The sequence below is a fragment of the Thermococcus sp. 2319x1 genome (genome assembly GCF_001484685.1).
Lineage (GTDB): Archaea > Methanobacteriota_B > Thermococci > Thermococcales > Thermococcaceae > Thermococcus_A.
The window spans coordinates 80,843-99,370 of the sequence record NZ_CP012200.1 but is presented as its reverse complement, the minus strand read 5'-3'; the positions used below and the strand labels follow the sequence as shown (position 1 = coordinate 99,370).

The 18,528-nt window shown below is 44.9% G+C and carries 19 protein-coding genes; 7 read left to right on the top strand and 12 right to left on the bottom strand.

Annotated elements, in window-relative coordinates:
- Window positions 1–122: 122 nt before the first annotated feature.
- Together ADU37_RS00495 and ADU37_RS00485 are read right to left on the bottom strand one after the other, a co-directional pair.
- A complete protein-coding gene (locus ADU37_RS00495; protein WP_058945795.1) occupies window positions 123–329 on the bottom strand; it encodes a hypothetical protein in 207 nt (68 codons plus the stop codon).
- Between the two features lie 484 nt (window positions 330–813).
- Window positions 814–2,157, bottom strand: coding sequence for a M20/M25/M40 family metallo-hydrolase (locus ADU37_RS00485; protein WP_082662996.1), 1,344 nt, complete (start codon window positions 2,155–2,157; stop codon window positions 814–816).
- A 157-nt stretch (window positions 2,158–2,314) separates the two neighbouring features.
- Here ADU37_RS00485 and ADU37_RS00480 point away from each other — a divergent pair, with 157 nt between their 5' ends.
- From ADU37_RS00480 to ADU37_RS00470, 3 genes are read left to right on the top strand one after another with little or no spacing between them, the layout of a single operon-like run.
- Window positions 2,315–2,536, top strand: coding sequence for a hypothetical protein (locus ADU37_RS00480; protein ID WP_058945792.1), 222 nt, complete (start codon window positions 2,315–2,317; stop codon window positions 2,534–2,536).
- Window positions 2,523–2,912 (top strand): type II toxin-antitoxin system VapC family toxin, encoded by a 390-nt coding sequence (locus ADU37_RS00475; protein WP_058945791.1) that lies wholly within the window; start codon window positions 2,523–2,525, stop codon window positions 2,910–2,912. The genes ADU37_RS00480 and ADU37_RS00475 overlap by 14 nt, the downstream gene beginning before the upstream one ends.
- A 45-nt stretch (window positions 2,913–2,957) precedes the next feature.
- Window positions 2,958–3,212, top strand: a complete 255-nt coding sequence (locus tag ADU37_RS00470; RefSeq protein WP_058945790.1) for a hypothetical protein — start codon at window positions 2,958–2,960, stop codon at window positions 3,210–3,212.
- On the opposite strand, the gene cysS is transcribed toward ADU37_RS00470, so the two are convergent.
- Window positions 3,213–4,643, bottom strand: coding sequence for a cysteine--tRNA ligase (gene cysS, locus ADU37_RS00465; RefSeq protein WP_203226271.1), 1,431 nt, complete (start codon window positions 4,641–4,643; stop codon window positions 3,213–3,215). It abuts the gene before it with no gap.
- A 120-nt stretch (window positions 4,644–4,763) separates the two neighbouring features.
- Between cysS and ADU37_RS00460 the strand changes: the two genes are divergently transcribed.
- A complete protein-coding gene (locus ADU37_RS00460) occupies window positions 4,764–5,627 on the top strand; it encodes a peptidylprolyl isomerase (RefSeq protein WP_058945788.1) in 864 nt (287 codons plus the stop codon).
- A gap of 39 nt (window positions 5,628–5,666) precedes the next feature.
- Entirely contained in the window at window positions 5,667–6,248 is a 582-nt protein-coding gene (gene mrtA, locus ADU37_RS00455; protein ID WP_082663067.1) for a CPBP family archaeomyxosortase MrtA, read from the top strand.
- Here mrtA and ADU37_RS00450 read toward each other — a convergent pair.
- On the bottom strand, window positions 6,235–6,900 hold the full coding sequence (locus ADU37_RS00450) for a DUF4097 family beta strand repeat-containing protein (RefSeq protein WP_058945786.1): 666 nt from the start codon (window positions 6,898–6,900) through the stop codon (window positions 6,235–6,237). The two genes, mrtA and ADU37_RS00450, sit on opposite strands and share 14 nt — an antisense overlap.
- 52 nt (window positions 6,901–6,952) lie before the next feature.
- Entirely contained in the window at window positions 6,953–8,836 is a 1,884-nt protein-coding gene (locus tag ADU37_RS00445; protein WP_058945785.1) for a GNAT family N-acetyltransferase, read from the bottom strand.
- Window positions 8,837–8,933: 97 nt separating this feature from the next.
- On the opposite strand from ADU37_RS00445, the gene ADU37_RS00440 reads away from it, so the two are divergent.
- Complete coding sequence (locus ADU37_RS00440) at window positions 8,934–10,793, top strand: prolyl oligopeptidase family serine peptidase (RefSeq protein WP_058945784.1); 1,860 nt, start codon at window positions 8,934–8,936, stop codon at window positions 10,791–10,793.
- On the opposite strand, the gene ADU37_RS00435 is transcribed toward ADU37_RS00440, so the two are convergent.
- The 3 genes from ADU37_RS00435 to ADU37_RS00425 form a co-directional block, all read right to left on the bottom strand.
- Entirely contained in the window at window positions 10,783–11,064 is a 282-nt protein-coding gene (locus ADU37_RS00435) for a hypothetical protein (protein WP_058945783.1), read from the bottom strand. The two genes, ADU37_RS00440 and ADU37_RS00435, sit on opposite strands and share 11 nt — an antisense overlap.
- On the bottom strand, window positions 11,064–11,339 hold the full coding sequence (locus ADU37_RS00430) for a hypothetical protein (RefSeq protein ID WP_058945782.1): 276 nt from the start codon (window positions 11,337–11,339) through the stop codon (window positions 11,064–11,066). The genes ADU37_RS00435 and ADU37_RS00430 overlap by 1 nt, the downstream gene beginning before the upstream one ends.
- A gap of 97 nt (window positions 11,340–11,436) precedes the next feature.
- Window positions 11,437–14,028 carry an ATP-dependent helicase gene (locus ADU37_RS00425; protein ID WP_058945781.1) on the bottom strand — a complete coding sequence of 864 codons (2,592 nt, stop codon included), beginning with the start codon at window positions 14,026–14,028 and terminating at the stop codon, window positions 11,437–11,439.
- A 100-nt stretch (window positions 14,029–14,128) separates the two neighbouring features.
- On the opposite strand from ADU37_RS00425, the gene ADU37_RS00420 reads away from it, so the two are divergent.
- Window positions 14,129–14,410 (top strand): hypothetical protein, encoded by a 282-nt coding sequence (locus tag ADU37_RS00420; RefSeq protein WP_058945780.1) that lies wholly within the window; start codon window positions 14,129–14,131, stop codon window positions 14,408–14,410.
- Here the strand turns inward: ADU37_RS00420 and ADU37_RS00415 are convergent.
- The 4 genes from ADU37_RS00415 to wtpA form a co-directional block, all read right to left on the bottom strand.
- Window positions 14,386–15,495: an aromatic amino acid transport family protein gene (locus tag ADU37_RS00415; protein WP_058945779.1), complete on the bottom strand. Its 1,110-nt coding sequence runs from the start codon at window positions 15,493–15,495 to the stop codon at window positions 14,386–14,388. The two genes, ADU37_RS00420 and ADU37_RS00415, sit on opposite strands and share 25 nt — an antisense overlap.
- 106 nt (window positions 15,496–15,601) lie before the next feature.
- Window positions 15,602–16,636: a tungstate ABC transporter ATP-binding protein WtpC gene (gene wtpC, locus ADU37_RS00410; protein ID WP_058945778.1), complete on the bottom strand. Its 1,035-nt coding sequence runs from the start codon at window positions 16,634–16,636 to the stop codon at window positions 15,602–15,604.
- Entirely contained in the window at window positions 16,629–17,372 is a 744-nt protein-coding gene (gene wtpB, locus ADU37_RS00405) for a tungstate ABC transporter permease WtpB (protein WP_058945777.1), read from the bottom strand. Before wtpB ends, wtpC begins: the two co-directional genes overlap by 8 nt.
- Window positions 17,373–17,403: 31 nt before the next feature.
- The gene (wtpA, locus tag ADU37_RS00400; RefSeq protein WP_058945776.1) at window positions 17,404–18,471 is read right to left on the bottom strand and encodes a tungstate ABC transporter substrate-binding protein WtpA; all 1,068 of its coding nucleotides are present in this window, start codon (window positions 18,469–18,471) and stop codon (window positions 17,404–17,406) included.
- Between the last annotated feature and the right edge of the window lie 57 nt (window positions 18,472–18,528).

Genomic DNA, 18,528 nt, shown 5'->3' with positions numbered 1-18,528 from the left:
GGAAAATTACTACTGACACGGACACGATAACCAGAGAAAACAGAGGAACACTTCGGAGCCCCATAAAGCACCTACACAGGAGCAAACCGTTAAAGCGACAGTTTATGTGGAGTGAGCCGTTTTTATTTTTCTTCCATTATGTCGGGTTTCTTTAGGCACTCTACGTCGGTCATGACTATGGAATACACTACTGACCACAAGATGCCGGCCATTATGAAGAGTAAAATGTTCTCCCCGAAATAAGTCTCAATTAGAGCCCCAAGCAGGGCGAGGAAGGCAATAAAGTACCTAACGAAGAGCAGCCTCATCGCTATTTCCTTCCCCCTCATTAGCCCATGTGTCCTTATGAGAACATCTTTTTCCTTCCCGTGGAGATATATGAGGTAGGACTCATAACGAGCCAGTATAAAAGGGCAAACCTGAATCCGAACCGAGGATTAACGGTTCCAAAAAGTACAATAAGAAAGTTTCCAACGGTTATTCCTTTGAGGAGGTTATACCAAAAAACCGGATAGCAGGGAATTCTCATTATTTATTCCCCCAACTGATAATTTTATTAATACTCTTGCAATTTCAACTTCTCTGGAAAAATAATCCATAGGATAAAAGAGAGCGGCTTCGACCACTACCCAAACTTGAACAAAATGGAAGCGTGGAGAGCCCCAAAGACCTCAAAAGAAAGCGGAGCTCACTGGGATAAGGGAAACCACTTCGGATTGATGGGGAATAGGATAAAAGGGAAACCCGAAGGAGGGGGGCTACCTCGTCTTCGACCTTCAGGATTTCGACGAAGTTAGAGAGGAAGGGAGCTAACTACTCCCTTACCAGCCTCCTCGCAACCTCAGCATAAATCACTGGCATCTTGCGGAGCGAGTCTATCTCAACATACTCGTTCGGGCCGTGAATGTTCCCTCCTTTCGGTCCAAAGTCTATTGCCTTAACCCCATAAGGCGTGAAGAACCTTGAGTCAGAAGCTCCGGGTCCTTCAACGGGCTCCACCTTCTCGCCGAGTTCTTCAAGGACTTTTAAAGTTGTTTTGACTATCTTTTCCTCCGGATGGGTAAAGAGGTAACCGGCTTTTTCGTTGCTGCTTACGATAACCTCTGCCTCCGGGACGTTAAAGGCAACAACCTCTTTTATGGTGCTCTCGATGTCTTTATGGGAATGGCTCATCGCCCTTATGTCTAGCCTCAGAACATGCTTGCCATCCTTAAAGGAATAGATGTTGGGAGTTATCGATACTCCATAATCGCTGTACTTTTCAGGCTTTATTGGAGCTCTCACCAGAGGCACTATCGCCTTTAAAAGTTTTGTCAAGCACATATCTGCTTCAACTTCCTCTCCCTCTCCCGGCTCAAGATACCTGAGCGTTACCTCACTCGGCACGACGTTTCCCTTGAGGAACTTTCCTTCAAGGGAGACCGCCAAAGCGTTTGAATTCCTCAAAAAGTGCGAGAGTGCTATCATCGGATGGGTATCAACTCCGGGAAGGAAATATGCCGCATGCCTTGTTTCGAGAATAGGGGTGCTCACCTTAAACTTCCTTTCTTTTAGGACTCCTCTGAGCTTGATTCTTTCAGAAGGAACGGCTATGGTAACTCCAAACCCCTTTCTCCTGCGTATTATGGGTTTCATGCCAATGCCATCTGCGTTGATCATGTATTCAGGAAGGTTATTTTCGCCCTTCAGCTTTTCAGCAATGTGCATTGCCATTTTTCCACCGATTTCTTCATCGCCGGTAAATGCGAACAGAATCTTCCCCTCAAGCTCCATTTTTGAGAGCTCTTTCAACGCTAACATCACTGAAGCTACGTTTCCCTTGTCATCGGCACTTCCCCTTCCGTATGCTCTGCTACCTTTAATGGTAAGCTCAAACGGTTCAGTCTCCCACTCTTCTCTGTTCACTGGGACTACATCAAAATGCGCCATAAAGAGGAGCTTTGGCTTCCCTTTGCCGATTTCACCATAAACTGCATAATAGCCATCTTTTTCTACCAGCTCAGCTTCGATGCCCCAGGAAGACAGTGTATCCACTATAAACCCCGGGCACTCCTTTGAGGGTTTTACGCCTTTTGCCGGGTCGTTTGTTGTGTCAAATCTCACCAGTTCGGAAAGAAGCTCAACAACATCCATAGGTGACACCATTAAAATCTTCATCGAAATGATATTTAAGGGTTTTCACCCCCGTTCAACAGTGGTTAAAGAGAAAGGTTTACGACCCCCTAAGTCATCCCTCTAAAAGGGCGAGGCTCTCACGAGATAAACGCAAATTTTATATACTTCGTATTGCATAATGTATTTCAGGTGGTATTGCATGGCTGTCATTACAGTTAGGATTCCAGATGAGATAAAAGCAAAGATGAAGGGAATAAGTATAAACTGGAGTGAAGAAATAAGGAGGTTCATAATCCAGCGCATAGAAGAGGAAGAAAGGAGGAAAAACCTCCAAAAAGCCCTTGAAATTCTCAAGGGGAAAAAGAGCGTTGAGAGGGGTTTTTCAGCGAAATCTGTGAGGGAGGATCGTGATAGTAATTGATGCATCTGCTCTCGCTAAAGTTATCCTTCAAGAAGAGAACTGGGAAAGTATCCCACTAACGGAAAAAACTGCAACGCTGGATTACGCTCTCGTTGAAGCATTAAACGCTATTTGGAAGGCTGTTATCCAAAAACGGCTAGATGAAGAAGACGCAAAAGACAGAACTGAAGCACTGAAGTATCTCGCCAAAAGCCTGTTGCTCTTCGAAGCCAAGAATTACTTTGAGCGTGCTTTGGAGATAGCGCTGAAGGAAAAAATTACCGTTTACGATGCTCTCTACATAGCCCTTGCGGAAGAACTAAAAGCTGAGTTTTATACCCCTGACGTTAAGCAGTTTGAGGCAGCGAAAAAATACGTGAGAGTAAAGCTCATTTAATAAATCTATCTTGAAGACTCTCAAAATTTATGGGGAGGTGAAAAAATGAAGCCAAAGCCCATGCTCTTTGAGGAGGTACCAAAAGAGGTCATAGCGGCTGAAGAGGGAGACGAAGGGGTGGAAGATGAAACAACTGTGGAGCAGTTTTTTGCCGAGAGCAAGGGCAACACGCTGTATTTCTCCTACGCAACGACAAACGCAAAGATAACTATAGGCATAACACACGACAAAGCAAGCTTAGAGGAAATGGTAAAGGCGGCAAAAGAGCTCCTGGCGGAGTTTAAGAAGAAAAAGGAATGATCAAACGTTTATCCTTTTCCATATTGTTCCCTGGGGTGTGTCTTCAAGTTGAATACCAAGCTCTCCGAGCTCGCTCCTTATTTTGTCTGCCAGCTCAAAGTTTTTCTGTTTTCTGAGTGCACTTCTAACTTCAATTAGTAGCTCTATTAGTTCCTCTTCCTTTGTCTCTTTGGTCTCTTTGAAATAGTCCTCGAATATTCCAAAGACTTCGCTTATCATTTTGAAGAACTCAAGGGCTTTTCTAAGAACGCTTTCCTTTGGCTTCTCAACCTTCTCAAGATACCTGTTTACGGCATTTGCCACTTCAAATATTGGCTTCATAGCCTCAGCCGTGTTGAAGTCATCGTCCATCGCTTCGTAAAACTTCTTCTTCGCATCCCTTACCACTTCATAAAGCTCGAACTCTTCTTTATCCCATTTAAACGGCGTTTCTGCCTTTTCAAGGGCTATTCTTATGTTTTCGAGTGTATGATAAAGCCTCTCAAGGTTGTTCTTTGCATGTTGAATCCCCTCTTCCGTGTAGTCCAAAGGAGAGCGATAGTGCTTTTGAAGGACAAAGAACCTGATGACCTCTGCCGAGTATCTTTGAAGGAGCTCCCGGATGGTAACGAAGTTTCCAAGGCTTTTGCTCATTTTCTCTCCTTTGACCATTACAAAGCCCGTGTGAAGCCAGTATTTCACCCATTCTTTGCCGGTGCATGCCTCTGTTTGAGCTATCTCGTTTTCGTGGTGCGGGAAAATTAAATCGTTTCCTCCCCCGTGGATATCAAAGCTCTCGCCGAGGTATTTGGTGCTCATGGTGGAACACTCTATGTGCCATCCAGGCCTTCCCTCACCCCACGGACTTTCCCATTTGGGCTCCCCAGGTTTTGCTTTCTTCCACAGGGCAAAGTCCTCTGGATTTCTCTTCCCTTCTCCGGGCTCTACTCTCGCCCCTTTTCTAAGCTCCTCAAGGTTTATCTTGCTCAGCTTCCCGTATTCTCGGTACTTCCTGACTTCAAAGTAAACGCCATCGCTTCCTTCGTATGCATAGCCTTTTTCCTCAAGCTTCTTAACAAATTCAATTATATCCTGAATGTGCTCCGTTACCCTTGGGTAAATGTCGGCAGGCTTTACCTTCAAAGCCTTCATATCCTCAAGGAAATACTTCAAGAACTTTTCAGCCAGTTCCTTTGGATCTTCACCGGTTTCATTTGCCCTTCTGATGATCTTGTCGTCTATATCGGTGAAGTTCATGACCATTAAAACCGTGTACCCCTTATGCTCCAGATACCTTCTAATAACGTCAAAGGCGATATAAGTCCTTGCATGGCCGAGATGAGTGTAATCGTAAACCGTTGGCCCGCACACGTACATTCTGACCTCGCCATCCCTCAAAGGATTAAACTCCTCCTTCTGCTTGGACATCGTGTTATAAACCTTCACCCCAATCACCCAGAAAGAGTTCTCCGAAGTTTTTATTAGATTATCGCTTCCGGCAAGTGCAAAGCTTAAAAACCCCCTCCCATAATCTAAACCAGTTTTTGAAAAAGGAAAGAGGAGGTTATGATTATGAAAGTTGCAAAGAAAGACGTAATAAGGCTCCACTACACCGGAAAAATAGAAGAAACGGGAGAGATATTTGACACGACTTACGAGGATGTTGCAAAGGAAGCCGGAATCTACAGCGAAAAGGGAATTTACGGGCCAGTTTCGATAGCGGTTGGTGCTGGACACGTTATAAAAGGCCTTGATGAAGCCCTTGAGGGCTTAGAGGTTGGAAAGAAGCATGTCATCAAGCTCCCGCCAGAGAAGGCATTTGGAAAGAGGGACCCAAAGCTCATAAAAACATTCACAATCGGCCAGTTTAGAAGGCAGGGCATATACCCTTTTCCGGGTCTTGATGTGGAGATCGAAACGGAGAGCGGAAAGAAGCTCAAGGGCAGAGTAATGAGCGTGTCCAGCGGCAGGGTTAGAGTTGACTTCAACCATCCATACGCGGGAAAAACCGTTGTTTATGAGGTTGAGATACTTGAAAAAATAGACGACCCAATAGAGAAAGTGAAGGCCTTAATCGAGCTCAGAATTCCAAGAATAGACTTTGAAAAAGTGCAGATCGAAGTGGGCGAAAACGACGTTAAAATAGACTTCGGAGAACAGACAATAGATCCGAGAACCCTTGTTTTAGGCGAAATTCTTCTTGAGAGCGACCTCAGGTTCCTTGGGTATGAGAAGATCGAGTTCAAACCAAGTGTAGAAGAGCTTTTGAAGCCACCAGAGGCCAGGATAGAGGAAGAAGTTGAAGAAGAGGTAAAGGAAGAAACAAAAGAGGAAGCCGAGGGGACAACGGAAACAGTGAAAGAAGAGACAACAAAAGAAGAAAAGATCCAAGAACAAGAGGAAAAACCAGAAGAAAGCGAAGAAAATAAAGGGTGATTCCTTTATCTTTTTTATTTGGTGAAGACTTTGAAAGAGATAATTGCCCTCTACGCTCTTGCCGGAATTCTCATTGCTCTCAACTATCGATTAGGGAAAAACATCTACGAATGGGCTTTTTATGATGGCCTTTTCTATGTGCTCATACCCCTCACAGTTGCTTATTTTCTTGGCTTCAAGCCCCGGGAGCTCGGCTTTAAAACAGGGAAAAGAGATGGCTATGTTTGGGCTTTTGCCCTCTTTCTCCTCTCTTTTCCTATAAGTGTTTATGCCTCCCAGCTGGAAAGCTTCAAGGCGTATTATCCGATATTTGCCTACTCTTCTTGGGAGGATTTTCTCCTTAAGGAGCTTTTGATTGGCGTTATCATGTTTGCCCACGAGGCATTTTACAGAGGGATTCTCCTCTTTCCCCTTGCAAGGAAAAACAAGTGGTTAGGGATAATCGTCCAGAACGTTCCCTACACTCTCGTCCACATAGGCAAGCCGCCACTGGAAGTTCCCTACTCGTTCATAGCGGGAATAATCTTTGCAAAAATTGATTTAAAGAGTGAAAGCTTTCTGCCGAGTTTTCTTCTCCACTGGGTCGGTGCGGTGGCTTTTGACCTACTTATAGTGCTTTAATTACTATGCTCCCGTTTACGGTTGAAATCTTGAGCTTGTGGGTTCCTTCTCCAAGAACCGTCTCAAAGGATTTTGAACCATAAGCAGACTTCAACTCCCCGGGAAGCTCAGAAGTTATCTTTCCATTGACGCCACTTGCCTCTATTTCAACGTCCGCTTTTCTTGGGATATATACTTCAATGCTCCCGTTTATGGTTGAAATCACACTATCTCCCTTCATAGTCGAAAACACTGCTTTTATGCTTCCGTTTACAGTTGAGGCTTTTTCAAAGAAGCAGTTTTCAAGGACTATGCTTCCGTTTACAGTGGATACCTTCCCAACTCTTCTGACCCCTTTAATGCCTATTGAGCCGTTAACATTTCCAACCTTTTCAATCTCAATCCCCTTGGGGAGTAAAATCTCAAAATTAACCGCACTACCACCAATACCTATCCCAAAGTTCCTTTTCTGCTCTGCTTTAATCTCAAGCACGTTTCCCTCTTTTTTGACCTTTATCTTTGGCTCTGCACCTAAAAGCCCCCACTTTTTTTCGGCTTTCAGTTTTATAGTTTCACCCTCATAACCCTCGATCTTTATGGTGCCGTTTACGTTTCCAATCTTCAGCTTTGTTCCTTCTCCAACCTTATATTCTCTCTCAACAACCTCTATCATATCTCCCACCTCCAATTAAATATGGTGTGGTCAAAGGAAAAGAAAAGTGTGGTCAAAATTGATCACTCAGCCTTGCGGTTCCATAGCCCACAAAGAGAACCTTATCCGGATCCAAGGCCTTGACGACCTCAGGTCTGTGGGTTATTATCAAGGCTGTTATGCCAGCTTCCCTTAGAATTTCACTTACCTTTTTGGCGACCCTCATGGCGGTAAGGGTGTCAAGATGGGCAGCGAATTCGTCCATAAGCAGAAGATTTGGCTTCTCTGCAAGTAAAGATGCTATCTTTGCCCTCTCCTTTTGGCCCGTCGAAAGCTCGCCGAACTTCGCCCTATAAAGAACGGCATCACTAAGACCGGAGCGGTTTAGAACCTCAACGGCTGCGTTTAAATCCCCTATCTTTCTGTAAACATGCTCCAAAATGCTTTCACTTCCAAAAACAGGTTCCTGCTCCCCCGGTAGCAGTGCCGAAACTTTAACGTTCTCCGGCACCTTAATCTCTCCACTCGTAGGTCTGTATTTCTCTTCCCAATAGCCAAGTGCTGCACCAAGGAGAAGCCTAATGAGAGTCGTCTTCCCAGCTCCACTTGCCCCAACAACCGCAACTATTTCACCGGGCTTAATTTCAAAGTTCAGGTTCCTTAAAATCGGCCTCTGTATCACCCTGTGTCTAACCCCAAAAGCTTCCAGAAGGAACCTTATCTCCTCCGGGAGACCCTTTATGTCCAGTTCACTTTCAAACACCTTGCTGACATTCTTAAAAACTATTGGCCCCTTCAAGGGTTCAACCTTCCCGTAGCTTGGCCTCCACAATCTTCCATCCTTGGGAGCATATGGGTCTTCTCTGAGAAACCTTTCGATGTATTTCTTCGCTTCATCAGTTAGGGGATAGAAAAGCACTGGTCTTCCGCTTGCTGTCTCCCATAGAAACTTAAACCCAACTTTCTCAAAAAACGGATTGAAACGAGCCATCTGGGCTATTGTCTCTACTATGTGCTTTCTCTTTCTCATCTCCGGGACTCTTCTCTCGTTTATCCACTCGAGGGCGGCTTTAACGCTGAGCTGTCCGAGTCCATCGCTTCTATAATCCGGATGCACAACAACTCTAGCTATTCTAGCTCCAGCCGTGTTGCTCTCCCTTAAAGCCCCCAACTTAGCCTCCTCCCACAGCAGATGGCGTGCGATCTTTTTTGTGTGCTTTTTCTTCAGCTCTTCATAAAGCTCTTTCATGATTTTCTCTGGCCAGAAAGAGGGCTTAAACCACTCCTCCGGAAAAACCTTCTCCCTTATGTTCTTCTCTATTTCACCATTGGGCAAACGGCGGTGCATCAGCGGAATAGGCGGGTCAACCCTTACGTATGCCAAAATCTTCGGCTCGTATTCCTCCCTGTTCTCAAGCTCAAGAATCAAAAACCTCGATGCTGGAGTGGAACCCTTAATCTCAAGAATGTGGACTTTTTCATTCCCACAAACCGGGCATCTCTGCTTCGTGTTTGCCTCGAAGATGTGGTTGTTCTCACACCTCCAAAGCGCAACCTTCTCCTTCTGAGATGCATAGTGATACTGCTCAAGCTCCGCTATTGCCTCAAAGTCGCTTTCATAGGTTGCCTCTCTGGCTTTTATCCTATAGGTGTATAGGAGCTCTCCCGTTAGGGGAGAAAAGCGCTCTGCCTCATATCTCTTCTCCCATACCGGCCAGACCTTTATTTTATCTCCTCCGTAAAACTTGTAGAGCTCATAATCGTCAAAGTCAAGCACGTTGCCTTTTTTGGGTCTGTTCTTAATGTGTATTTCCACTTCATCCCCCGTTACAAACCATTGAGCAATACCGCTCATGTAAAGCTTGTATCTCCCCCCGGCATCGACCTCAAGAACCCCAAACCATCTGTGCTTAAACCGGGGAATTTCACTTCCAACAACTTTCCCTCGGAGTATCATACAAACCACCTGAGAGATTTTGACAAAGGGATATTTAAGTGTTGAGCGGGGCAATAGGTTTAATAACGCTAAGGTATATATCTAAACGGTGGTAAGCGTGGAAGACCCCTATATCTGGATGGAAAACCTAAGTGACGAGAGGGTTTTAAAATTCATAGAAGAGGGAAACACCCGCTTTAGAGAGTTTCTGGGCGATTTGCCCGATAGGCTCATCGAAGAGGTCAGAGAGCACTATTACCTCCCCAACGTCGTTGAAGCTCACATAACAAAGAGAGGGACGTTTGTAAGGATAAACGAGAAGGGGAGGCAGGCAATAAAGATTCTCGAAACAAACGAAGTCATAGTCGATTCAAAGCAGCTTGAAGAGGAACTTAAGGACGAAATTCTTCTGCAAAGCTTCACCGTAGACAGAGAGGGGAAAAGGTTAGCGTACAGCTTTTCAATAGGAGGAGCAGATGAGGGCATTACAAGGATAATTGACCTCGAAAATGGTGAGGTAGTTGAGGAGATAAAACCATCACTCTGGAACATCGTTTTCCTTGATGACGGCTACTATTTTGCACGCTTCTACAGAAAGGGAAAAACACCAGACGGAGTTGATGCTCCTGCGGAGAGAATCTTCCTCAAAAAGGGCGGAGAAGAGAGGATGGTCTTTGGAGAAGGATTGGGCTCAGGATACTTTATGACCCTCCACAGAAGCAACTACGGTAATTATGCACTGCTAACCCTCTCCTTAGGATGGAACAAGAGTGAGATTTATTTTGGTCCCCTTGAAGAGCCGGAAAAATGGGAAAAGGTGTATTCAAGCGAGGTTCCGGCTTATCCAATAGACTACATAGACGGAAAGCTTTACATCTACACAAGGGAAGGAAAGGGACTCGGTAAGGTCATTGCCATTGAAAATGGAAAAGTAAGAGAAGTCATCCCAGAAGACGAGTTCCCGCTGGAGTGGGCTATAATAGCCGGGGGTAAAATCCTTGCCGGCTATCTCGTGCATGCTTCATCACTGCTGAAGGTCTTCACCCTTGACGGGAAGCTTCTTGAGGAGATAAAATTCGACGTGCCCGGACAGGTTCAACCCCTCGATAATGATGGGAAAAAGGCTATTTTGAGGTACGAAAGCTTTACAATCCCATATCGCCTATATTTCTTCAAGGAAAAGCTTGAGCTAATCGATGAGGTAAAAGTGGAGGGTATCTTTAAGGTTGGCGAAGATTTCGCGATTTCAAAGGATGGAACTAAGGTGCACTACTTCATTGTGAAAGGAGAAAAGGACGAAAAGAAGGCGTGGGTTTTCGGATACGGCGGCTTCAACATTGCCCTGAATCCCAGGTTCTTCCCGCATGCAATACCTTTTATAAAGCGCGGTGGAACCTTTGTGATGGCAAACCTTAGAGGAGGAAGCGAATACGGCGAGGAATGGCACAGAGCTGGGATGAGGGAGAACAAACAGAACGTCTTTGATGACTTTATTGCAGTTCTCGAGAAGCTCAAAAAAGAGGGCTACAAGGTTGCTGCCTGGGGAAGAAGCAACGGCGGTCTTTTGGTTTCAGCTGTTTTAGTCCAGAGGCCGGACGTCATGGATGCCGCTTTAATAGGGTATCCGGTTATAGACATGCTGAGGTTCCATAAACTTTACATTGGAAGCGTATGGATACCCGAATACGGCAACCCGGATGACCCAAAGGACAGGGAGTTCCTCCTCAAGTATTCCCCATATCACAACGTAAAGCCCCAAAAGTATCCCCCGACACTAATCTATACCGGCTTGTACGATGACAGAGTTCACCCTGCACATGCACTTAAGTTCGCAAAGAAGCTCAAAGACCTCGGAGCCCCAGTTTATCTGAGGGTAGAAACAAAGAGCGGACACATGGGGGCCTCGCCAGAGACGAGGATTAAGGAACTGACAGACCTGCTCGCTTTCGTGGCTAAGACCTTGGAGATCAGAGTTTAGAATCTAAGACGCTTTTAATTTCTTCATATCTTTTTCTAAATTCTTCCCTTTCCTTTTGCAGTTCTTCTCTTTTTATCCAGAACGCGGAAATACCCACAATGACAGTCAGAAGAATTCTGTAGAAGAGATCATTGTTTATAGGAAGAGGGTCGCTTTCGTCTATGATTCCGTCTTTATCACAGTCAAAGAGAGGATTTAAGACCAGATCCACCCCAGAAATCCCATAAACTATGTACTTTTCGTCTTTAGAAATTGCGATTCTTCCCAACATCAAGCTCGGATGATAACGCTCATTACTCCAGAGGCAACGATTTTTCCGTTTGTTGCTACTTCCTCACCGAAGTTTAAGCTCCAGAGCTCTTCGCCCTTTATGTCAAAAACCTTAACCACGCTGCCATTCTTCAAATAGCCCCCCGCTGCGATCAAATCACTAGCCGCGCTTACTGATGTTGTGTTAAACTCCTTCCTCCATAGCTCAGAACCTTCAGAAGAGTAAGCCACAAGATACGAAGGTGAAAAGAGGATCTTTGTTGGAAACTTCCTCAAAATAGTCCAGCGACTAAAGTAGTAGAAGACCAAACAAGATGAGCAACAGACTCGATATCCTTCTGTTCATTCCAATCAGTAATTACTTCTATAGTATTTAAGCCTTTTCCTCTATCAGCTTCATAATCTTGCTGTGCAACTGCTTAATTAGTTCCCTTCTATCCTCCATGAGAACAACGTCGCTCGCTCCGATTACCTCAAGGTTGAAGGCAAATGGACTCGGAAGCTCGTTGTGCTCTATAACAACCTTTATCTTCCCCTCTTTCACCCAGCTCAAAAAGAGCTCCGCGTTTTCTATATCCATCTTGTCCTCCATTATTTCCCTGTAAACCTCCTTTAAAAGCGGAAAATCAGGATAGTTCTTCTTCAAGAGCCTCAAAAGGGTTTGTGCATTCAGCTGTTGCCTGCTTAAGCTTTTCTTTCTCCCCATGTATCTCCTAAGGATGAGCAACCCCCTGTTTGCCACATGCCTAAAGCGTCTCTTTAAGAGCTCCGTGTTGTCTAATGCTCTCTTTAAAGTCCCTCTTAAGTCCTCAACCTGAAACAGCTCCTTAATTTCCTCTTCGCTTAGGGGCTTCTCCTTAGGGAGGATAAGCATGAAGCCGTTATCGCTTATTGCTATTCCCACGTTTGTTCTCTTCTTCTTGCTGATAAGGTATGCAAAGGCCCTGCTTAGGGCTTCGTTTGCCCTTCTTCCAATTAGGGTATGGAAGAAATACTTAGCCCTTCTCTCGTCAAAGACCTCCTCAACCAAAAGAATCTCGTCATCTGGAATTGTGGAATACCTCCCCTGCTCCCTGAAATATCCCAGAATGGCCTTTGCAGCTTTTTCATCAATTTGATACTTTTTCATAAGGAGTCTTTTAGCCCTTTTGTTGCCCAGCAGTCCCTTAATCTCCCTTCTAAATCGCTGCACATCCAAGGCCAAATCAAAGCTCAGCGGCAGCATCTCAGAAAACCACGCCGGGATTGTGGGCTTCGCCCCTTCCTTTGGCACAACATATATTCTGTTGCCCCTAGATTTTTTAAACTCATAGGTTCTGCCTGCTAAAACGAAGATATCCCCGGGCATTAATCTTTCGGCGAATTCCTCCTCGACAGTTCCTATGAAGCGCTTATCGAGAGTGTAAACTTCAATTTTTGCTTCATCTGGGATCGTCCCGGTGTTCATGTAGTAGATTGCCCTCGTCATTTTCCCTCTCTTACCGAATTTGCCTTCCTCTTCATCGAGCCAGATTTTTGCATAAACCTTCTTTTCCTCCAAACCTGCGTATTCTCCAGCGAGATAGTGCAAAACGCTCATGAAGTCCTCAAAGTCCAAGTTGCGGTATGGATAAGCTCTCCTAACAAGAGCATAAGCTTCTTTTATATCCCAAACCCTCTCCAGAGCCATTCCAAGGAGGTGCTGCACAAGAACATCCAGTGGATTCTGGGGAATTTTAATTCTGTCAAGCCTTCTATTTCTCGCGTTATGGGCCAAAACTGTGCATTCCACTAAATCATCCCTATCCAAAACAAGGATCACACCTTTGCTGACCTCATGCAACCTGTGCCCGGCCCTCCCAATTCTTTGAAGTGCCCTGTTGACGCTCTTGGGGGAGCCTATTAAAACAACAAGATCAATGCTTCCGATATCAATGCCCAGCTCCAGAGAGGTGCTTGAAACTACCGCCTTGAGCTCCCCTCTCTTCAGTTTCTCCTCAACTTCAAGCCTGACATCCCGGGAAAGGCTTGAATGATGAGTCTCAATTAATTCCGCATATTTCGGGAACTTCTTCTTTAGGTGATAAGCTACCCTCTCGGCACCGCTTCGTGTGTTTGTGAATATTAAAGTTGTCCGATGCTGCTCTATAAGCTCATCCAACCGTTTATACAAGGCCTCGCTGAGTTCACTGGCTGGGGCATAGATGAGATCCTCAACTACGCTCTCAACCCTAATTTCAGTCTGCTTTGCAAAGCTAACATCAACTATTAAACCAGAACGTGGGGTTCCATCATCGTTGTAGCCAAAGACAAACTTGGCAACCTCTTCAAGGGGATGTATCGTCGCACTTAGGCCAATTCTTACGAAGTCTCCAGCAAGATTTTGAAGTCTCTCAAGGCTTAAGGTCAAATGAGTGCCCCTTTTGTTCTCAGCCAAGGCATGGACCTCATCAACGATCACGTATTTAACTGTTTTCAGCCTCTCTCTAAATTTTGGGGCATTTAACGCTATTGCCAGACTTTCAGGAGTGGTTATCAAAATATGGGGTGGCTTTTTTGCCATCTTCTGCTTTTCATAGCTTGAGGTATCGCTTGTTCTAACAGCCACCCTTATCTCAGGCAATTCATAGCCTAACTCTTTGTAAACTTCTCTTATCTCATTTAACGGCTCCTCAAGGTTTCTTCTTATGTCATTGTTCAAGGCTCTCAGCGGGGAAACGTAGAGAACGTAAATCTGGTCTTCAAGCTTGCCCTCCTTTCCAAGAAGAACAAGCTCGTTTATAGCAGCTAAAAAAGCCGACAAAGTTTTTCCACTACCCGTTGGAGAGGATATTAGGACGTTTTCTCCCTTGTGGATTTCTACCACGGCGTATCTCTGGGGAGGAGTAAAAGTACCGAACTTACGCCTAAACCACTCTGCAATGGGCTTATCGAGTAAGGCGTAGATTTCCTCATCGCTGTATTCCCTGTTTGCAAACCTTATCATAGCTCTCAATCATCCTACATAGCCGGACTTTAAAAATTTTGATACGAATTTCGAACAAAATCATTTAAAGACCCAAAACCAAACCTCGGCGGGGAGAAGCATGGAGATACTTAAGAAGGCCGTTGAAGAGTTTAACAGACTTCACGGAAGCGAGGCTCAGGCTGAGATAATAGAAGTAAAAGAGGATGAGGCAATAATCGAATTTAAGGGCTCCTTCTGCAAGACCTGCGGGTTATTTGACTATTTTGAAGACATCACATGGGAAGCTATTGAATTCGGACTAAAAGTGGAGCCGGTTGAGGTCGTTGAAAAGGAAGAGGATTTTGAAAAAGGAAGGTACGTGGTAAAATACAAAATTTATCCCAAGGAGACAATTGAATAGAGGAAAAGCACAAGGAAAACCAGTCCGGAGAAGTAAGCGATCGAATGTGGTAGATCAAAATGAAAGCTCTCCTGCCTTCTCTTTGCCTTTAGATACATTGCCGTCGGTAGTATTCCTGCATAGAGTATTCCGCCAAAACTTCCAGCCAGCCATAGGGCATTTACAAAGCTCTTGAGACCGGCAAGGTATATTAGCAAAGGCGGAAGCACTGTCAGCAGCCACGCATAGAGCCTATCCACTCCCAAAACATCTTTCATATTATCCATTTCCGAAAGGGCTATACCTATGTAACTTGTACATATTGCTGCAAGGGGCAGAACAAGACCTAGAATCCTTCCCAGATTTCCGTATAGCCTTTCAAGTGCGCTTGTTGCAAGTTCGGGCGTATCTGAACCAAAGGCCCCCACAAATGATAGGACAAAGAAAGCATAAAACACCATTGGAACAAGGTAGCCTATAAAGACCGCTTTTGTGGTTGTTTTTATGTCTTCGAGTCCTTTGAGGAGCTCGGGGATTACCATGTGGCTGACATAAGCAAAAATCACAACTCCCAATCCATCTAAAGCTGCAGAGGCGTTAAAAGTGGACAAGTTATTTATGTCAATCCTTCCCAAAACAAGACCTATCGAGACCGCAAGGACTAAAAGAAGAAGCCCCGTAAGAGCCAACTCCGCCTCCCCAGAGACTTTAAGCCCCATAAAGACTATCAGGCTCATTAAACTCCAGAAGGCTAAAGCAGCGAACTCAGGCTTAACCCCGGTTAAGGAAGATAAAATACCAGCACCCCCTGCAATGTATGCTATGAGAGCCCCATAAGCCAAAACAGAGATGCTGAGAAACATTAAAATTCCACCTATCTTTCCCAAATGCTCCTCAGTGAGTTTTGAAAGGCTTTTTCCGGGATTTTTGGATGAGACCTCAAGCACGAACAGGGCAGTGAGGAGTGTCATCAATCCAGCCAAAATTACAATAAAAATCCCAAGAACTCCTGCCTCCCTCAGTGCATACGGTAAACCCAAAACACCCGCACCAATTTGGGTACCTATAAGTATTGCGCTTGCCTCAGCCAGCCTCAGCCTCCCCATGCTCCCACCGATTATGAAAGAAATTTCATGAATATAAAAGGCTTGCTATATGTAAAGAAAAGGACTCTAAAAGACAAATGGATGCACCCAGGTATACTTGTACACATTAAAAGACATGGATCGCCGTTGCTTTAAAGCTCAGGTAAACCTCCTTTCCCTCTTCAATCCCCATCTCCACAAGAGAAGAGCGGGTGATAAAGGCTCTAAGCTCAACTCCATCAATATCGAGGGTTAATCTTACCAGAGAGCCAAGGTCTTCAACCGCCAACACCTTAGCTTTGAATTCGTTTCTTGCAGAGCTCTTTATGGGTTCATTGGATATTACAACGTCTTCTGGCCTTATCCCGACCCTTACCTTTCCCTTAACTTCCACCGGCAGCTCTATTGAGATTCCATTCGCCCTTAATATTCTCCCTTCCGCAATCCCCTCTATTATGTTTTCAAACCCAAGAAACCTTGCGACTTCTTCATTTTTAGGCTTGGAAAAGACCTCCCTGACTTCTCCTGTTTGAATCAATTTTCCGTTTAACATTACCCCCACTCTATCCCCCAAGCTGACGGCCTCTTCAAATGAGTGCGTTACGTGTAAAGCCGTGAAATTAAGCTCCTTCCGCCAGCGCTTCATCTCCTGAATGAGCTTAGCCCTCGTTTGAACGTCCAGATTCGCAAAGGGCTCATCAAGAAGTATGAGCTTTGGCTCCAGTATCAAAGCCCTTGCAATGGCAACCCTTTGAGCTTCACCGCCGCTCAGCGTCTTTGGTTTTCTGTGCAAGAGATGTGAGATTTCAAGAATCTCCGCAATCTCCTTAACCCTCCTATCGATTTCATTTTTTTGGATTTTCCTGAGCTTCAATCCGTAGGCTATGTTGTCGTAGACTTTCATATGGGGAAAGAGGGCGTAGTTTTGGGGGATATAAGCCAAGTTCCTCTTCTCCGGTGGAAGAAAAGTTATCTCCTTCCCATCCATAAAGATTTTTCCAGAATCTGGTGTGAAGATGCCAGCGATGAGCTCAAGGAGGAGAGTCTTTCCAGCACCGCTGGGACCCAAAATTATGAAGTATTCATTCGCTCTAACCTCAAAGCTGATATCTTTAAGATTGAACTCCCTCCACTCTTTGCTGACGTTTTCGACCCTAAGCATTTCTCGACCTCCCGACAAGCCATCTCAGAACAACGAAAATGCTTAAGCTCAGCAGCACAAGGATAACGGAAATCGGCCTTGAAGCCCTCAAACCGTAGTTGTTAAAATACTCCATGACCAGAATCTGGGCCGTCTTTGGGTAATAGGCGATAATTAGGATTGCACCGACCTCACTTATAGCCCTTGCCCACGTCATTATGGCACCGCTCAGGATAGAGGGCATCGCAAGGGGAAGCGAAATCGTAAAGAATGCTCTAAGCCTGCTGGCTCCTAAGGTTCTTGCCACATGCTCAAGCTTCTCATCTACAGCCAAAAACCCGTCTCTGGCAGCATTGATTGTGAAAGGTGCGGAGACAAAAAGCATTGCCATTATTATTCCGAGATAGCTGTCCAAAATTTTGTTTGAAAACGTTACAAGAAGCATTATGCCAACAACGGAGTGTGGAATAACTATTGGGACATCAACAACTGCCTGAACAAAGCTTTTACCTTTAAAATCCTTCCTTGCGAGTATGTAGCCAAGGGGAACCCCAAAAAAGAGAGAAATAAGCATTGTAGCCGTAGAGGTTAGGAGGGAATTCCTGAGGGCTTCTAAGACGAGCTCATCGTGGAGAACATTTACTACCATCTCCCAGTCCAAAAGCTGCTTCCCTATGATAACGGCTAACGGAAGGAGGATGTACAGAACAAGGAACGTGCCGAGCAGAGCGAAGAACCATGTCACGTAATCTCTCATCTCCTCACCCCTGAAGAAAAAGACACAAAGTTTAGCCCCCTACCATTACTTCATCTTTGATCTCCTCTGGAATGTTTCCAAACCCAACGGGGGGCCATATGAAATCCTGATAATTCCTCTCAAAAATTTGCCTGCCCCTTTCGCTCAGCAAGAACTTAAGATACTCCAGAGCGAGCTCTCTATTGGGGGCATCTTTTAGAACGGTTGCTCCATAGACAATTGGTTCTGCCTTGATAGTTTTTCCTGTTGAGCCAAGTGTTATTGAAACCTGTCCATAATGCTCTGCTAGAGTAAAGTCCTTCAGATTGATCTCTTTAGGCAACTCAACGAACTTTAAGCCGTGCTGCATTGCGACACTTTTGTAAATGAAATAATAGTCCAAACTGCCGCTCTCCACCAAGCCAGTTAAATCCGTTTCCTTTGGCCTTATAACAACCTTGTCAGTCTTGATTTGAATCTCCTTTGGGGCAACTATGTGGTTTCCTTCGGCATATATGTTGGTGTTTCTCTCTACTAAAGTTTCAAAAATCGGCTTTCCATAATAGATATCGGCAAGCTTCATTACCATAACACTCCTATAACCACAGGGGTCTTGATTGGGGTCGCTGAATCCAAAGGAAACATCATTCCTTGCTAAAATCTCGTACCAGTTGTTAGAGTTGATTTCATCGGCGTATTTGCTCCTATCTGTGAATGCTATGACTATCTCATTGGTTGCAAAAAGGACATAAAAGTCCGTATAGTTGGGCACCAGCAACTGAGGGATTAGGGTATAATCCGCAAGGGCAACGATATCGGCTTTTTTCCCCAAGTCTGTGACTTTTCTAACGGCCATAACACTTCCGCTAGCCTCTGCTTGAATTTCCACATCATAACCAAGAGTCTTAGCGTATTCCCTGAAAGCTTCGCTGACGTCTTTTAAGGGCTCGCTCAGAGAACCAGCGTGAAAGATCTTCAAAGTTGCCTTCTTAAGCTCTGCTTGTTCTGATGAATAACCTCCCTTTGTTCCGGTGTCCCTAACTTCATCCCCTCCAATGCAGCCACTGGCAATTACCGCAAGGAGGAAAATTCCTGTGAGAATCAACGATGCTCGTTTCATCACACCACCAGAAGAATACTCAACTTTGAGTATTTAAACATTTTGAATAAATAGACG

Coding starts and splice junctions, on each gene's coding strand:
- ADU37_RS00495 (WP_058945795.1), bottom strand. CDS start 329: ATGAGGGGGAAGGAAATAGCGATGAGGCTGCTCTTCGTTAGGTACTTT.
- ADU37_RS00485 (WP_082662996.1), bottom strand. CDS start 2,157: ATGAAGATTTTAATGGTGTCACCTATGGATGTTGTTGAGCTTCTTTCC.
- ADU37_RS00480 (WP_058945792.1), top strand. CDS start 2,315: ATGGCTGTCATTACAGTTAGGATTCCAGATGAGATAAAAGCAAAGATG.
- ADU37_RS00470 (WP_058945790.1), top strand. CDS start 2,958: ATGAAGCCAAAGCCCATGCTCTTTGAGGAGGTACCAAAAGAGGTCATA.
- ADU37_RS00460 (WP_058945788.1), top strand. CDS start 4,764: ATGAAAGTTGCAAAGAAAGACGTAATAAGGCTCCACTACACCGGAAAA.
- ADU37_RS00450 (WP_058945786.1), bottom strand. CDS start 6,900: ATGATAGAGGTTGTTGAGAGAGAATATAAGGTTGGAGAAGGAACAAAG.
- ADU37_RS00445 (WP_058945785.1), bottom strand. CDS start 8,836: ATGATACTCCGAGGGAAAGTTGTTGGAAGTGAAATTCCCCGGTTTAAG.
- ADU37_RS00435 (WP_058945783.1), bottom strand. CDS start 11,064: ATGTTGGGAAGAATCGCAATTTCTAAAGACGAAAAGTACATAGTTTAT.
- ADU37_RS00425 (WP_058945781.1), bottom strand. CDS start 14,028: ATGATAAGGTTTGCAAACAGGGAATACAGCGATGAGGAAATCTACGCC.
- ADU37_RS00420 (WP_058945780.1), top strand. CDS start 14,129: ATGGAGATACTTAAGAAGGCCGTTGAAGAGTTTAACAGACTTCACGGA.
- ADU37_RS00415 (WP_058945779.1), bottom strand. CDS start 15,495: ATGGGGAGGCTGAGGCTGGCTGAGGCAAGCGCAATACTTATAGGTACC.
- wtpC (WP_058945778.1), bottom strand. CDS start 16,636: ATGCTTAGGGTCGAAAACGTCAGCAAAGAGTGGAGGGAGTTCAATCTT.
- wtpB (WP_058945777.1), bottom strand. CDS start 17,372: ATGAGAGATTACGTGACATGGTTCTTCGCTCTGCTCGGCACGTTCCTT.
- wtpA (WP_058945776.1), bottom strand. CDS start 18,471: ATGAAACGAGCATCGTTGATTCTCACAGGAATTTTCCTCCTTGCGGTA.